Genomic DNA, 15,465 nt, shown 5'->3' on the forward strand with positions numbered 1-15,465 from the left:
CAAGAAAGTGGCTTGACGGTAAGTAGCTTAGAGCTAAGCTAATCAGTGCTGATTGGCATTACCCGTGCCCACTTCCTCCGGAAGGGTGCCCACCATGGCCGCTCCACGCGCCGCCCGCCCCGCCGCACTGATCGCCCTCACCGCCCTGGCCCCCGTCTCCTGGGGGACCACCTACGCCGTCACCACCCAGTTCCTGCCGCCGGACCGCCCCCTGTTCACCGGCCTGATGCGCGCCCTGCCGGCCGGGCTGCTGCTGCTCGCCCTCACCCGGGTGCTGCCGCGCGGCCTGTGGTGGGCGAAGGCGGCCGTGCTCGGCGTGCTCAACATCGGCGCCTTCTTCCCGCTGCTGTTCGTCGCGGCGTACCGGCTGCCGGGCGGGACGGCCGCGGCCGTCGGCTCGCTCGGACCGCTGTTCGTGGTCGGCCTCTCGGCGCTGCTGCTCGGGCGGCGGCCGGCCGGGCGCGCCCTGCTCGCCGGGCTCGTGGCCGCGTTCGGGGTCAGCCTGGTCGTCCTCAAGGGGGCCGGCGCCCTCGACGCCGTCGGCGTGCTCGCGGCCGTGGCCTCCACCGCGGCCATGGCCGCCGGGACGGTGCTGACCAAGCGGTGGGGCCGCCCGGACGGGGTGGGGCCCCTGGCGCTGACGGGCTGGCAGCTCACCGCGGGCGGCCTGCTCATCGCGCCGCTCGCCCTGCTGGCCGAGGGCGCCCCGCCCGCGCTGGACGCGCGCGCGGTCGGCGGCTACCTCTACCTAGCCCTGGCCAACACGGCCCTCGCCTACTGGCTGTGGTTCCGCGGCATCGGCCGGCTCACCGCCGTCCAGGCCGGCTTCCTCGGCCCGCTGTCCCCGCTGACCGCGGCGGTCGTCGGCTGGGCGGCCCTCGGTCAGGCGCTCACCCCCCTCCAACTGGCAGGCATGGCGCTGGCGTTCGGCGCGACCCTGGCGGGCCAGTTCGCCGGGGGCGGAAGGCGGACCGTGCGGATCTTCGCCGCCCGATCCTTCAGTTCCACTGAAAAGAACGCTCGAAAAGATTCGATGGACCTGATGGATGGCGCGCTGCGACGGTAGGGGCACACCCCACTGGACACACCCCACCGGGCACATCCCACCGGGCACATCCCACCGAAAGGAGCTCCGTGGCCGCCGTCCTGCCCAGGACCACCATCACCTCCCGCAAGGCCGCCGCCCCCGCGGCCGGCCTCGCCCTCGCCGCCCTCGCCACCCTCGTCTGGTCCGGCAGCTTCGTCACCTCCCGAGGGCTGCACGACAGCGTCCCACCGGTCCAGCACGCCTTCTGGCGCTGGGTGATCGCCCTCGCCGCGGTCGCCCCCTTCGGCGCCCGGGAGGCCTGGCGGCAGCGGGCCAGGCTCCGCGGGCACGGCCGCTACGTCCTCCTCGCCTCCCTCCTCGGCGTCGCCGTCTACAACACCCTCGTCAACCAGGCCGGACTGACCACCCCGGCCCCCGCGATGGGCATGATCATGGCCGCCTCGCCGGTGCTGATGGCGGTCTTCGAGCGGCTGGGCGGCGCCCGGCTCGGCGCCCGCCGCACCACCGGGCTGCTCGTCGCCTGCGCGGGCGTGGCCCTGCTCGTCGGCGGCGGGGCGCACTTCTCGTCCGGCGGCCCGTGGATGATCGCGGCCGCCTGCTGCTTCGCCGGCTACAGCGCCCTGCTGCGCCACCGGCCCGCCGAACTCGGCGGCACGGGCTTCCTGTTCACCACGTTCCTCGTCGGCACGGTCCTCCTGCTGCCCGCCGAGGCGGCGAGCCTCACCCTCCAGGGCGGCTTCCCCGTGAGGCCCGGCACGGTCCTGCCCCTCCTCTACGTCGGCGTGGCCTCCTCCGCCGTGGCCTTCTTCGCCTGGAACAGGGCCGTCGCCCTGATCGGTGCGACCCGCGCCGGGATCGTCTACTACCTGCAGCCGGTGTGCGTGGCCCTGCTGTCCTGGGCGCTGCTCGGCGAGACCACGGGATGGCCCCAGCTGCTGTCGATGGCCCTGATCCTCGGCGGGGTCGTGCTGGGGGCGGCGTCCCGCGGCTGAAGCGGTACCGTGCCGCCATGGCCGAGTGGGACCTCCGCAAGCTGCAGATCCTGCGCACCCTGCGGGAACGCGGCACCGTGACCGCGACGGCCGAGGCCCTGCACATGACGCCGTCCGCCGTCTCCCAGCAGCTCACCAACCTCGCCCGGCAGCTCGGCGTGCCCCTGCTGGAGGCCCACGGCCGCCGGGTCCGGCTCACCGACGCGGCCCGGCTGGTGCTGACCCACGCCGAGGCGGTGTTCGAGCAGCTGGAGCGCGCGGAGACCGCGCTGGCGGCGTACACCCAGGGTGAGGCGGGCGAGGTCCGGGTCGGCGCCTTCCCGACCGCCGTACCCGCCCTGGTGGTGCCCGCCGTACGGGCCCTGCGGGAGGCCCACCCCGCCGTGACCGTGCGTGTCCGCGAGGCGGAGGCCGCCGAGGCCTGCGAGCTGCTGGCCGCCGGGGAGGTCGACCTCGCCGTGTCGCTCGCGGCCGAGGCCCCCGGCGCCGCCGACCCCCGCTTCACCCGCCTGCCCCTGCTCGCCGACCCCCTCGACGTCGCCCTGCCCCCGGGCCACCCCCTGGCCGCGGCCCCCCGCCTCGGCCTCACCGACCTGGCGGCCGAGGACTGGATCTTCGGTGGCAGCGGCCCCTGGTCCGACATCACCCGCCGTGCCTGCGAGGCCGCCGGTTTCAGTCCCCACCAGGGCCACTCGGCCTCCGGCTGGACCGCGATCCTCGCCATGGTGGAGGCGGGCATGGGAGTGGCCCTGGTGCCCCGGACGGCGGCGGTCCGCCGGGACGGGGTGGTGATGCGCGAACTGGGCGCGGACCGGCCGGTACGGCACGTGGTGGCGGCGGTGCGCAGGGGCGGTGAGACCGGCCGTGCGGTGACCCGCGTACTGGAGGCCCTCCGGGACGCGGCCGCGGCGACCGCCGGCCCGCCGTGACCGCGGGCCCCTGACCAGGAGGGGCTTCGCGGGCGACCGGCGGCGCGCCCTGACCGCGGGCCCTGATCCGCAGGGGCCCGGTCCCGGGGCCGGCCGGCGCCCGCCCTGACGTCGGCCCTGGACCAGGGGGCGGTAGGTCCCGACGCCGGCCGCCGGCCCGCCGTGACCGCACGCCCCTGACCAGGAGGGCCCTAGCCCCGGGGCACCTCGTACAGGAAGCACCCGTACTCCACCGCCCGGACGTGCACCAGGGCCACCTCCGGGTCGGCGAAGGCCTCCGTGAGGGCCGCCTCGAAGCTCTCCGGGGGTTCCACCAGGCGGCCGCCGAGGATGCGGCCGCCTGCCGAGTAGCGGCGCAGGGTGCGGTGGGCGCCCGTGAAGGGCAGCGCGGTGCCGGACGGCCCCGGGCACCGCCCGGCGTGGATGAAGACCGGACCCTGCTCGTCGTACGCCCCCGGATCGGCCCCCGTCGCCGCCGCCCAGCGGCGCAGCGGCGCGTACGAGACGAGGGCGATCAGCTCGCCGGGCCCGCTCGGCCGCAGACAGCAGCGCAGCGGGGAGCCGCCCTCCTCGTCGGCGAAGGGGGCGAGGGGACGGCCGGCGTCGTCGGCGGCGCGCAGCTCCTCCAGGACCCGGGACGGAACGGGCCGTGCGGTGTATGTCGTCATACGGCCCAGCGTTCTGCGCCGGCGCCCCGCTGACCGGCGGTATCCGGACATCGCGCTCCCCGTGGATCCCATGGAAGGATGACGCAACCGACACATAACGAGGAGATGACCGCGTGCCTGGCACAAACCTGACTCGCGAAGAGGCGCGGCAGCGGGCGGAGCTGCTCACCGTTGACTCGTACGAGATCGATCTCGACCTCTCCGGCGCGCAGGAGGGCGGTACCTACAGGTCCGTGACCACGGTGCGCTTCGACGTCGCCCGGGGCGACGTCGCGTCCTTCATCGACCTGGTGGCGCCGGCCGTCCACGAGGTGGTCCTCAACGGCGACCAGCTGGATCCCGCCGAACTCTTCAGCGACTCGCGGATCGCCCTGCCCGGCCTGCTGGAGGGGCGCAACATCCTGCGGGTCGTCGCCGACTGCGCGTACACCAACACCGGCGAGGGCCTCCACCGGTTCGTCGACCCCGTCGACGAGCAGGCCTACCTCTACACCCAGTTCGAGGTCCCGGACGCCCGCAGGGTGTTCGCCTCCTTCGAGCAGCCCGACCTGAAGGCCACCTTCCAGTTCACCGTGACGGCGCCCGAGGGCTGGACCGTCATCTCGAACTCGCCGACGCCCGAGCCGAAGGACAACGTCTGGTCCTTCGAGCCGACGCCGCGCATCTCGACGTACATCACCGCGCTGATCGCCGGCCCGTACCACTCCGTGCACAGCGTGTACGAGAAGGACGGCCAGTCCGTGCCGCTCGGCATCTACTGCCGTCCCTCGCTCGCCGAGTTCCTCGACTCGGACGCGATCTTCGAGGTGACCCGGCAGGGCTTCGACTGGTTCCAGGAGAAGTTCGACTACGCGTACCCCTTCGCGAAGTACGACCAGCTCTTCGTGCCCGAGTTCAACGCGGGCGCCATGGAGAACGCCGGTGCCGTCACCATCCGCGACCAGTACGTCTTCCGGTCCAAGGTGACCGACGCGGCGTACGAGGTCCGCGGCGAGACGATCCTGCACGAGCTGGCCCACATGTGGTTCGGCGACCTGGTCACCATGGAGTGGTGGAACGACCTGTGGCTGAACGAGTCGTTCGCCACCTACACCTCCATCGCCTGCCAGGCCGCCGCGCCCGGCTCGAAGTGGCCGCACTCGTGGACCACGTTCGCGAACTCGATGAAGACCTGGGCGTACCGGCAGGACCAGCTGCCGTCCACCCACCCGATCATGGCCGACATCCGCGACCTGGACGACGTCCTCGTCAACTTCGACGGGATCACCTACGCCAAGGGCGCGAGCGTGCTCAAGCAGCTCGTGGCGTACGTCGGCGAGGACGAGTTCTTCAAGGGCGTGCAGGCCTATTTCAAGCGGCACGCGTTCGGCAACACCCGCCTGTCCGACCTGCTGGGCGCCCTGGAGGAGACCTCCGGTCGCGACCTGAAGACCTGGTCGGAAAAGTGGCTGCAGACGGCCGGCATCAACGTCCTGCGCCCGGAGGTCGCCACCGACGCGGGCGGGGTCGTCACCTCCTTCGCCGTCCGGCAGGAGGCCCCGGCGCTGCCCGCCGGCGCCAAGGGCGAGCCGGTCCTGCGCCCGCACCGCATCGCCATCGGCCTGTACGACCTGGACGCCGCCACCGGCAAGCTGGTGCGCACCGAGCGGATCGAGCTGGACGTCGACGGCGAGCTGACCGCGGTGCCGCAGCTGGCCGGCCGGCCCCGCCCGGCCGTCGTCCTGCTCAACGACGACGACCTGTCGTACGCCAAGGTCCGTCTCGACGAGGAGTCGCTGAGGACGGTCACCGAGCACCTCGGCGACTTCGAGCAGTCCCTGCCGCGCGCCCTGTGCTGGGCGTCCGCCTGGGACATGACGCGGGACGGCGAGCTGGCCACCCGCGACTACCTCTCCCTCGTCCTGTCGGGCATCGGCAAGGAGTCCGACATCGGCGTCGTGCAGTCGCTGCACCGCCAGGTCAAGCTGGCGATCGACCTGTACGCGGACCCGGCGGCCCGCGAGGCCCTGCTGACCCGGTGGACCGACGCCACGCTGGCCCACCTGCGCGCGGCCGAGGCGGGCAGCGACCACCAGCTGGCCTGGGCGCGGGCCTTCGCGGCGACCGCGCGCACCCCGGAGCAGCTTGACCTGCTCGACGGCCTGCTGGACGGTACGCAGACCGTCGAGGGCCTGGCCGTGGACACCGAGCTGCGCTGGGCGTTCGTGGAGCGGCTGGCCGCGGTCGGCCGGTACGACGAGGCGGAGATCGCCGGCGAGTACGAGCGGGACCGGACCGCCGCCGGTGAGCGGCACGCGGCCACCGCCCGCGCGGCCCGCCCCACGGCGGAGGCCAAGGCGGAGGCGTGGACGTCGGTCGTCGAGTCCGACAAGCTGCCCAACGCCGTGCAGGAGGCCGTGATCGGCGGCTTCGTGCAGACCGACCAGCGGGATCTGCTGGCGTCCTACGCCGAGCGGTACTTCGAGGTCCTGAAGGACATCTGGGACTCCCGGTCGTACGAGATCGCCCAGCAGATCGCCACCGGCCTGTACCCGTCGCTCCAGGTCTCCGCCGAGACCCTGGCGAGGACGGACGAGTGGCTGGCGGCGGCCGAGCCCAACGCGGCCCTGCGCCGCCTGGTCTCGGAGTCCCGCTCGGGCGTCGAGCGTGCCCTGAAGGCCCAGGCGGCGGACGCGTCGGCCGCGTAGCCGTCCGTACGCACGTCCACGAGGGGCGCCCGGCACCACGCCGGGCGCCCCTCGCGCCGTTCACGGCGGGAATCCGCGCCCGGGCACGCGAAAGGGGCGGCCACACCACGGTGACCGCCCCTTCGCGGGTGACCTAGCCGGCGGACAGCTCCGCCGCGACCAGCTCCGCGATCTGCACCGCGTTCAGCGCGGCGCCCTTGCGGAGGTTGTCGTTGGAGACGAAGAGGGCGAGGCCGTTGTCCACCGTCTCGTCGGAGCGGATGCGGCCGACGTACGACGGGTCCTGGCCGGCCGCCTGGAGCGGGGTCGGGATGTCCGAGAGGGCGACGCCCGGGGCCTTCGCGAGCAGCTCGGTGGCGCGCTCGGGGGAGATCGGGCGGGCGAAACGGGCGTTGATCTGGAGGGAGTGGCCGGAGAAGACCGGGACGCGCACACAGGTGCCGGAGACCTTCAGGCCGGGGATCTCCAGGATCTTGCGGGACTCGTTGCGCAGCTTCTGCTCCTCGTCGGTCTCGTTCAGACCGTCGTCCACGAGGTTGCCGGCGAAGGGCAGCACGTTGAAGGCGATGGTGCGCTTGTAGACCGCGGGCTCGGGGAAGTCGACCGCAGCGCCGTCGTGGGTGAGCCTGTCGGCCTCCGCGGCGGTCTTCTGCACCTGGCCGTGCAGCTCGGCCACGCCCGCGAGGCCCGAGCCGGACACCGCCTGGTACGTGGCGACGACCAGCGCCTCCAGGCCCGCCTCGTCGTGCAGCGGCCCGAGGACCGGCATCGCGGCCATCGTGGTGCAGTTCGGGTTGGCGATGATGCCCTTGGGGCGGTCGGCGATGGCGTGCGGGTTCACCTCGGAGACGACCAGCGGGACCTCGGGGTCCTTGCGCCAGGCGGAGGAGTTGTCGATCACCACGGCGCCCTGCGAGGCGACCTTCTCGGCCAGCGCCTTGGACGTCGCGCCGCCCGCGGAGAAGAGCACGATGTCGAGGCCGGTGTAGTCGGCGGCCGCCGCGTCCTCCACCGTCACGCCGTCCAGCACGGTGCCGGCGGAGCGGGCCGAGGCGAACAGGCGCAGCTCGGTGACCGGGAAGTTCCGCTCCACGAGGATCCTGCGCATGACCGTGCCGACCTGACCGGTGGCTCCGACGATTCCGACCCTCACGACGACTCCCTGTGTGTGTCTCTTGCATGACCGGGGCTTTTCCATCATGCGGCCCACCCCGGTCCGGCTGTCCAATTCTTTGCGGGGCGTGCCCGAGGAGTGGGACACGACCATCCGGCGGGCGGTTCCTCACCTCCGCCCAGCGCGCCGCTGAGCTGGAGATATTCCCTCAGCCGGGCGCCCGGGCCGCAAGCTGTGCTGTCCCGTCCCTGCCCGGCCGGGTGTCGGCCACACGGCGGTGTGACGTACGCCTCCGCGGGGTGCCGGAGCGGGTTCGAACGTTTCCGGCCGCCGCCGCGTCGTAGGGGCGGACGCGGGAGGGGGTGGCTTGTGCTGCGCGGAGGGGCGCGTCGCGACCAGGGGGCGTACGCCGGCGGTACGGACCGTGTGGACGATACCGCCGGCGATCCGCTGGACGCGGCCCAGGAACGCCGGGTGCGGGCGGTGCTCGCCCTCGGCGGGGTGCCGCAGTCGGACCTGCCGGACGGGGTGCAGCAGGTCCGGCTGCGGCTGCTGGAGCGGACCGCGAGCGGCCGGGAGGCGCCGCGGGACGTGTCCGCGTGGGCGGCGGTGGTCGCCTCCAACCTCGCCATGGACTGGCACCGGGCCAATCGGCGGAGGGAACGGCTGGGGGAGCGGCTGGCCGCGCTGCGCCAGCCCGCGCAGGCCTCCGGCGAGGAGACGAGTCTGCTCTCGCTGGCCCTCGCCCGGGGACTGGACGAACTGCCCCACGCCCAGCGGCAGGTGATCGTGCTGCGCTTCTTCGCCGACCTGCCCGTGCGGGACATCGCCGAGGAGCTGGGCGTCCCCGAGGGCACCGTCAAGAGCAGGCTGCACACGGCCGTCCGCGCCCTGCGCGACCGGCTGCACGAGGACGAGGTGGTGTGACATGACCGCCGGACACGACGACGCGTGGGCCGACCGGGCGGCCGGGACCACCGGTGAACCACGGGGACACGCCGGTGTGGACGCCCTCATGGCGGCGGTCACCGGGGAGCCCCTGCCCGAGGAGGCCCGGCGGGACGCCGCGCTGGTCGCGGAGCACCGGGCGGCCGAGGCCGATGTGGCGTTGCTGAAGGACCAGCTGGTACGGCTCGCGGAGGCGCTCACCGGGGAGCCCCGGGCCCCCGAGGCCGCACCGGCCCCCGAGGCCGCATCGGCCCCCGGGGGCGCGTCGGCATCCGGGGATGCGCGGGTGTCCGAGGGCGCGCCGGCGGCCGGGGGAGTGCCGACGCCCGGGAACGCGCGGGCGCACGAGGGCGCGCCGGTGCCCCGCGGGTCCGTACGCCCCCGCAGGCGTGCACGGGACGGCGGCCGTCCGTACGGGTCGCCACGCCCGGCGGCGCCCGCCGGGCGGCCCCGGGCCCTGCGCCTCGCGCTCGGCTCGCTCGCCGGGGTGGCGGCCTGCTCGCTGGTCGTCGGTCTCGGGTGGCTGGTGACGCACCCGGCCGGCGGCGCGGACGCCGGCGCCGCGGGGGCCAAGAGCGCGGCCGGGGCCCCGGACAAGGTGTCCGGGGACGGCGGACGGCCGTCCGATCCGGAGCGGGAACTGGCGTGCTCGAAGCTGGTCGTGGAGGGCACAGTGGCCGGGGTGCAGCCGCGGCGGCCGTCCCCCTGGAGCCGGATCACCCTGACCGTGATCCGCTCCTACAAGCCGGTGTACGGGCCCGCGCACGCACCGGCCGAGGTCCGCTTCCTGCTGGACGGCGGTGCGGAACCGGCACCGCGCAAGGGGCAGCACGTGCTCGTGCGGGTCGGCCGGGGCGAGCCGGGCGCGAGCCTGTGGGCGGTGGGCGACGCCCGCGTGGCGGCCGACCGCGCCTGGATCGAGCAGGCGCTGCCGGGATCCCGGCACATCACCTGCCCCTCCGACCGGTCCTCCTGAGCGGAGGCAAGGCCGCACCGGCCTTTTGAGCGGCGGCCTCCTGAGCGGAGGCGGCCGGCAGACGAGGAGGCGGGGCGGGTGTCCGTCCGGACACCCGCCCCTTCCATGACACCCGCCACCCGTTACGGTGTGATGTTCTCGATCTTCACGCTGCCGACGCCCGCGACCGTGCCGCGCGCGTTCACCAGTTGGACCTGGCCGAAGAACTCACGGCCCGCGGGGGCCTGTGCGGCCGCCGTGACCTGACCGCTCACCGTGGCCGAGTCGCCCGTGCCGAGCTTCACCGCCGCCGAGTCGACCGTGACCGAGCCGAGCGCGGAGGAGAAGAACACGTCCCGGTAGTCGTAGTCGGTCGAGCCGGACGGGACCGAGTAGCCGACGACCTTGATGGTGTACGTGCCGGCGGCCGGGGACGGGATGGAGACCGCCTCCTCGGAGTCGCCGTCGGCGGACTGCGCGACCTGGGCGCCGTTCGCGTCGTACACCGTCAGGTCGAGGTCGGCCGCGGTGTCCGAGACGTTGCCGATGGCGACGTCCAGGGACTTGGCGCCCGCCGGGACGTCCACGGTGGTGGTCTGCGTCTCGCCCTGCTTGATGGACGGGCGGGCGGTCTTGGAGGAGCCGAGCGGGCCGCCGGCCGGCTTGCCGTCGAGAGCCGCGTAGTTGTTGGTCACCTTCCAGGTGGCGGTGGCCGCGGTGCCCACCTTCGCCTCGGGCACGGTCACCGTCTGCGGGTCGAAGGCCGCGCCGAGCACGCCGACGTCCAGCCGGTAGGGATTGTCCAGCAGCGGGGACGTGCGGCGGGCCTCCACCTCGACCTCCCAGACGCCGGGCTGCGGGTCGGCGTAGGAGCGCACGTCCGGCCTGCAGCCGTTGCCGTCGAGGTAGTTGGGGTAGCAGTACGGGGTGCCGGTGTTGTCGACCGGCGTGCCGTACGGGTGGATCGCGATGAAGCGGGTCTGGCTCTTGTCCTTGAGCCCGCCGATCGCGACCTCCAGCGACTTCGCGCCCGCGGGCACGTCCAGGAAGTACGACTGCGTGCTGTTGCGCTGCACCGAGCCGGACACCGAGTAGGTGTGGTGCACGGGGGCGGACACCACGACCGTGGTGAGGATCTGCTTGTCGATCCCCGCCGTCCCCGGGTCGTCGACCTCCAGGATCGCGCTCTTGATGCCCGCCGACGTCGGGGCCGCCTGGACCCGCACCGTCACCGGCTGGTTCAGCGGCAGCCTCACGGCGTCGTCGCCGACGATCCGGAAGGTCCGCCCGGCGTTGTTCTCGAAGTGCAGCTCGTGCCGGACGGCCTGGTCCGGGCCGGAGGTGCGGGTGACGGTGATGTCGTACGTCTTCTTCCCGCCCGCCTTCAGACCGCCCTCGCGGTCGTACAGGCCGGTGCCGAAGCCGGGGGTCTTCAGGGCGAAGTCGAGCGCGGTGTCGACCGGGGCCTTCACGGTGTAGTCGTGCGCGTCGGCGCCGGCGCGGATCACGTCCCACGCGTCCACGATGTCGATCAGGCCCGCGCCCTCCGCGTAGGCCTGGACGCCCTTGATGTGGTCGGCCGTCGAGGTCAGGGCCGTGCGCAGCCGGGCGGGCGTGAGGTCGATGCCCTTCTGCTTCGCGGCCGACAGCAGCAGCGCCGAGGCGCCCGCGGCCTGCGGGGAGGCCATCGAGGTGCCCTGGAGCATGGAGTAGCCGGCCGGCAGCGAGTAGCCCGCCTCGGCGACCGGGGAGCCGGGCAGCCAGGTCTGGGTGGCGTTGATCGCGGCGCCGGGCGCGGTCAGGGTCGGGGTGAAGCCGCCGTCCTCACGCGGGCCGCGCGAGGAGAAGGGCATCATCTGGTACTTCTTGTCCACGGCGGAGCCGTAGTTCGCGGCCCAGGTCTCCTTGGAGACGGCCGCGCCGACCGAGATCACCTTGTCCGCGAGACCGGGGTCGCCGATGGTGTTGGCGCCGGGGCCGGAGTTGCCCGCGGAGATCACCAGCTGGACGCCGTAGGTGTCGATCAGGCGGGTGTACAGCTCGGAGCGCGCGTTGTTGCCGTCGTTCAGCGCGGGCAGACCGCCGATCGACATGTTGACGATGTCGACGCCCCGGTCGGCGACGAGGTCGATCATGCCCTCGGTGAGGGCCACGTTGGTGCAGCCGCCGGTCCAGGTGCAGGCGCGCGAGGAGACGATCTTCGCGCCGGGCGCGGCGCCGTTCATCCTCCCGCCGAACAGGCCGTTGGCGGCCGTGATGCCGGCGACGTGGGTGGCGTGCTCGGACTCGATGACGCCGATGTTGACGAAGTCCGCCTTCTTGCCGACCCAGGAACCGCCGTAGGGGTCCATCGGGACGTCCTTGCGGATCTGCACGACGAACGGCACCCGCTCGGCCACGTCGGTCTTCGGGTCGTCGGTGCCGAAGTACCCGACCTGGTAGCCGTCCTTGTACGGCTTCATCGGGGTGTCGTCGGTGAAGTCGTGGTCGTTGTCCAGGTCGACGGTGACGGTGCCGGCGGCCGGGTCGTACAGCACGCCCCAGCTGTCGGTGGTGTCGCCGTCGCGGTTGAGGTCGCCCTTCTCGTCGCCGCCGGTGGTCGCGGACTCCTTGAAGGTGCTGATCTCGTACGAGCCGGCGGGCGCCGTCCAGGTCGCGCCGCCGTAGCCGAAGCTCGGGCCGGAGACCGCGGTGACCATCGGGCGCCAGGTCGCGTCGCCGTCCACGATGGGGTCGGTCGAGGTGACCCAGTCGACGATCTTCCGTTCGCCGGTGGTGGTCTTCTGCAGCGCCGGGTGGGCGAGGTCGACGCCGGAGTCGAGGATGCCGATGGTGATGCCCCGGCCGTCCCACTTGGGGTGGTCCTTGACGAAGTCGACGGCACCGGTCTCGTGGGAGGGGTTGTACGGGTTCTCGGCCGGGGTGTTGCGGCCCGGAGCCGGGTATGTCGCCGTTCCCGTGGCCGACTTGGTGCCGTTCGGCGCCGGGTCGTCGAGCGGGATCTCCTGCTTGAGGTCGATGGCGTGGACCGAGGAGAGCTCGGCGGCGGCGGCGATGGCCGCGTCCGCCCTGGCCGTCGGGACCGTGGCGCGGACGTAACCGAGCTTGTCGTAGGTGCGGCCGACCGAGCCGCCCTTGACCGCGTCCAGCTCCTCGGCGACCTGTGCGGTCCGGCCCGGGGCTGTCGCGATCATCATGGTGACGTTCTTGTCGCCTTCGGCCTTGGCCTCGGCGAGCAGGTCGGCGTCGTCCGAACCCAGTTTGTCGTGGGCGGACTTGACGCCGGGGTCGGTGGTTGCTGCGGGCGGTGCGTCCGCGGCGAGGGCCAGGGGTATCGGCCCGGCCGCGGAGAGGGCGGCGACCACGCCGACGGCCACGGCCATGCGGGCCAGGCGTCTCGGACCGGGTATCGGATCACGCTGGGGCGTGTCAGTCATCGGCATCCCTTGTAGGTAAAGGAACGAGCGGACGAGAGCGCTCAGCTTTACCCAAGGGACAGTTCTTTTGGGTTCGTTGACCGAAACGATATCTACGTATGGGGAAAACCCGCGATGGGGAATGGGCGGATCGGCCCTACATCGTCAGGGATGTGCTCAGCTTTCCTTCGAACGCGCGTAGTGGCGGGACGCCTTGGCGCGGTTGCCGCACGCGGCCATCGAGCACCAGCGGCGGGTGCCGTTGCGGGACGTGTCGAAGAAGTGCAGGACGCAGCCGCCCCCGGCGCAGGCGCGGATCCGCTCCGGGGCCCGGGTCAGCAGATCCAGGTAGTCGCGGGCGGCCAGCCAGGCCGGGCCCCACGAGGGGTCGGCGAACTCGGGTTCCTCGGCGGGGCCGTCGGTGGTGAGCCGGGCCCGGATCCGGCCGTGCGCGAGGACGGCGTCCACGAGCGGTGCCGCCTCGGCCGGTGATCCGTCCACCGCGGCCTCGAGGGCCTCGCGTGCCTCGCGCAGATGACGCAGCACGTCCGCGTCGGCCGGGTGGTTTCCGGCCAGCCCGTTGCCCGCGAGCCACACCGCCAGCCCCTCGGTGCCGGCGAGCAGGTCCCGGGTGGCGCCCTCCTGGTTCCACCGGGTGTTGAGCAGGTCGAGCGCGAGCGGCTCGCCGGTGAGGGGGCGGGGATCGCGGACGGTGGGCATCGGGCACTCCTCCTTGGCTAACCACTCAAGGGTATGTGACCGGTTGACGCCCCCGTCGCTAACCGTCTAACTTGATTGAGACGGTTAGACAGCTCGGGGGTCTCCGGCGGACGGTCCGGGGCCCCGGCAGCCCGAAGGGAAGAGCCATGACCCCGCGCATCGCGCACACCGGCCTGAACGTCACCGACCTCGACCGCTCGCTCGCCTTCTACCGGGACGTCCTCGGCTTCGCCCTGCTCGCCGAGGGCAAGGAGGAGGGGCGGAGGTACGCCATGCTGGGCGAGCCCGGCGGCGCGCCCCTCGTCACCCTCTGGCAGCAGGCCGAGGGGGCCTACGACCGCGACCGGGCCGGACTGCACCACCTCGCCTTCACGGTGGACTCGGTCGAGCGGGTCCGGGAGTACGAGCGGGCGCTGCGGGAGCACGGCGCGGAGTTCGCCCACGAGGGCGTGGTCGCCCACCGCGAGGGCGGGACCTCGGGCGGGATCTTCTTCCACGACCCTGACGGCAGCCGCCTGGAGATCGGGGCTCCGCTCGGCCCGGAGGGCGCTCCCGCACCGCACGACTCCGCCCCGACCTGCGGCTTCTTCTAGACATGAGCGTCTACCACGCGGGTTCGCGGGCCCTGCAGGACCTGGCCGGCGTCCGCGACCGCGCCGAGCACGTCGGCCACTCGCTCGGGCAGGGCATCAGACCGGTCGCCGCGGCCTTCCTGGAGATCCAGCCGCTGCTGGTCGTCGGCGCTGCGGACCCGGTGACGGGCCGGGTGTGGGCCTCCGCGCTCACCGGCACCCCGGGCTTCGTCCGGGCCACCGGACCCCGGCAGATGTCCGTGCGCACCCCGCGTCCGGACGACGGCCCGGACCCCCTCCGTACGGCCCTGCGAACACCCGGCACCCGGGTCGGCACCATCGCCCTGGACCCCCGCACCCGCCGCCGCATGCGGCTCAACGGCCGGCTGAGGCCCACGCCGGGGGGTTTCGCGGTCGAGGCGGACCAGGTCTTCTCCAACTGCCCCAAGTACATCCAGCGCCGGGAGAGCTACGAGACGGTCGCCCGCCGGACACCGGGCCGCGCCGAACGCCGGACCCGACTCACCCCGTCGGACGCGGAGTTCGCCGCCGCGGCCGACACCTTCTTCCTGGCCACCGTGCACGACGGCGGCGCCGACGCCAGCCACCGCGGCGGCAACCCCGGTTTCCTCAGGGTGGTTTCACCGAACGAGCTGGCCTGGCCCGACTACCCCGGCAACGCCATGTTCCTCACCCTGGGCAACCTCCGCACGGACCCGCGCGCCGGCCTGCTCCTGCTCGACTGGACCACCGGCACCACCCTCCAGCTCACCGGGGAGGCACACACCGAGTTCTCCGCCGACGGCGGCCGGACGGTCCGCTTCACCCTCACCGAGGCCCTGTGGACCCCCTCCGCCCTGCCGCTGCGCTGGTCCGCGCCGGAGTACTCGCCGGCCAACCCCGGCGGCTAACGTCGTCGGATGCGAAGGAAACTGAGGGTGGCGGCCTACGCCGTGTGCGTGCGCGACGGACAGCTCCTGCTCGCTCGTTCACCGGGACTCGACGGCACGCCCGAGTGGGTGCTGCCGGGCGGCGGGATGGAGCACGGCGAGGACCCGTACGACACCGTCCGCCGCGAGGTCACCGAGGAGACCGGCTACCGCATCGCGGTGACCGGCCTGCTCGGCGTGGACTCCCGCCGCTTCCACCTCCCCCGCAGGCGGCTCACACCGGTGACCGACCGCCACGCCCTGCGCCTGATCTACGAGGGCGAGATCGCCGGCGGCGAACTCCGCCACGAGGTGGGCGGATCCACCGACTTCGCCGCCTGGCAGGACCTGGCCGCCGTACCCTCGCTCACCCGCGTCCGGATGGTCGACGTGGCGCTGCGGCTGTGGCGCGAACGCCCGGCTCACGGACGGCTGGAGGAGCATCCCCTACCCCGCCAGATGAACGAGGAGTGACCGGCCCCCGGCC

13 protein-coding genes are annotated in these 15,465 nt (G+C 73.4%); 9 read left to right on the plus strand and 4 right to left on the minus strand.

The window, feature by feature from the left end:
* The first annotated feature begins 94 nt into the window (after positions 1-94).
* From ACZ7FF_RS00205 to ACZ7FF_RS00215, 3 genes are all read left to right on the plus strand, one after another.
* On the plus strand, positions 95-1,066 hold the full coding sequence (locus ACZ7FF_RS00205; RefSeq protein ID WP_470808176.1) for an EamA family transporter: 972 nt from the start codon (positions 95-97) through the stop codon (positions 1,064-1,066).
* Positions 1,067-1,134: 68 nt separating this feature from the next.
* A complete protein-coding gene (locus tag ACZ7FF_RS00210; RefSeq protein ID WP_470808177.1) occupies positions 1,135-2,040 on the plus strand; it encodes a DMT family transporter in 906 nt (301 codons plus the stop codon).
* Positions 2,041-2,057: 17 nt separating this feature from the next.
* Positions 2,058-2,969, plus strand: coding sequence for a LysR family transcriptional regulator (locus tag ACZ7FF_RS00215; RefSeq protein WP_470808181.1), 912 nt, complete (start codon positions 2,058-2,060; stop codon positions 2,967-2,969).
* Between the two features lie 191 nt (positions 2,970-3,160).
* Here the strand turns inward: ACZ7FF_RS00215 and ACZ7FF_RS00220 are convergent, their stop codons facing one another.
* On the minus strand, positions 3,161-3,637 hold the full coding sequence (locus ACZ7FF_RS00220; RefSeq protein WP_470808186.1) for a DUF1203 domain-containing protein: 477 nt from the start codon (positions 3,635-3,637) through the stop codon (positions 3,161-3,163).
* Between the two features lie 113 nt (positions 3,638-3,750).
* On the opposite strand from ACZ7FF_RS00220, the gene pepN reads away from it, so the two are divergent.
* A complete protein-coding gene (pepN, locus tag ACZ7FF_RS00225) occupies positions 3,751-6,324 on the plus strand; it encodes an aminopeptidase N (RefSeq protein WP_470808187.1) in 2,574 nt (857 codons plus the stop codon).
* Positions 6,325-6,457: 133 nt separating this feature from the next.
* Here the strand turns inward: pepN and ACZ7FF_RS00230 are convergent, their stop codons facing one another.
* The gene (locus ACZ7FF_RS00230; RefSeq protein WP_470808189.1) at positions 6,458-7,477 is read right to left on the minus strand and encodes an aspartate-semialdehyde dehydrogenase; all 1,020 of its coding nucleotides are present in this window, start codon (positions 7,475-7,477) and stop codon (positions 6,458-6,460) included.
* A 330-nt stretch (positions 7,478-7,807) separates the two neighbouring features.
* Here ACZ7FF_RS00230 and ACZ7FF_RS00235 point away from each other — a divergent pair, with 330 nt between their 5' ends.
* Both ACZ7FF_RS00235 and ACZ7FF_RS00240 read left to right on the plus strand, forming a co-directional pair.
* A complete protein-coding gene (locus ACZ7FF_RS00235; protein ID WP_470808190.1) occupies positions 7,808-8,365 on the plus strand; it encodes an RNA polymerase sigma factor in 558 nt (185 codons plus the stop codon).
* A gap of 1 nt (position 8,366) precedes the next feature.
* Positions 8,367-9,362 carry a hypothetical protein gene (locus tag ACZ7FF_RS00240; RefSeq protein WP_470808192.1) on the plus strand — a complete coding sequence of 332 codons (996 nt, stop codon included), beginning with the start codon at positions 8,367-8,369 and terminating at the stop codon, positions 9,360-9,362.
* A 122-nt stretch (positions 9,363-9,484) separates the two neighbouring features.
* On the opposite strand, the gene ACZ7FF_RS00245 is transcribed toward ACZ7FF_RS00240, so the two are convergent.
* Complete coding sequence (locus ACZ7FF_RS00245; protein WP_470808194.1) at positions 9,485-12,778, minus strand: S8 family serine peptidase; 3,294 nt, start codon at positions 12,776-12,778, stop codon at positions 9,485-9,487.
* Between the two features lie 156 nt (positions 12,779-12,934).
* Positions 12,935-13,477: a CGNR zinc finger domain-containing protein gene (locus ACZ7FF_RS00250; RefSeq protein WP_470808195.1), complete on the minus strand. Its 543-nt coding sequence runs from the start codon at positions 13,475-13,477 to the stop codon at positions 12,935-12,937.
* Positions 13,478-13,623: 146 nt separating this feature from the next.
* Here ACZ7FF_RS00250 and ACZ7FF_RS00255 point away from each other — a divergent pair, with 146 nt between their 5' ends.
* From ACZ7FF_RS00255 to ACZ7FF_RS00265, 3 genes are read left to right on the plus strand one after another with little or no spacing between them, the layout of a single operon-like run.
* On the plus strand, positions 13,624-14,070 hold the full coding sequence (locus ACZ7FF_RS00255; protein WP_470808197.1) for a VOC family protein: 447 nt from the start codon (positions 13,624-13,626) through the stop codon (positions 14,068-14,070).
* 2 nt (positions 14,071-14,072) lie between these two features.
* On the plus strand, positions 14,073-14,960 hold the full coding sequence (locus ACZ7FF_RS00260; protein ID WP_470808198.1) for a pyridoxamine 5'-phosphate oxidase family protein: 888 nt from the start codon (positions 14,073-14,075) through the stop codon (positions 14,958-14,960).
* Between the two features lie 9 nt (positions 14,961-14,969).
* The gene (locus ACZ7FF_RS00265) at positions 14,970-15,452 is read left to right on the plus strand and encodes an NUDIX hydrolase (protein ID WP_470808199.1); all 483 of its coding nucleotides are present in this window, start codon (positions 14,970-14,972) and stop codon (positions 15,450-15,452) included.
* Positions 15,453-15,465: the final 13 nt, after the last annotated feature.

The sequence above is a fragment of the Streptomyces sp. NPDC037126 genome (genome assembly GCF_055605965.1).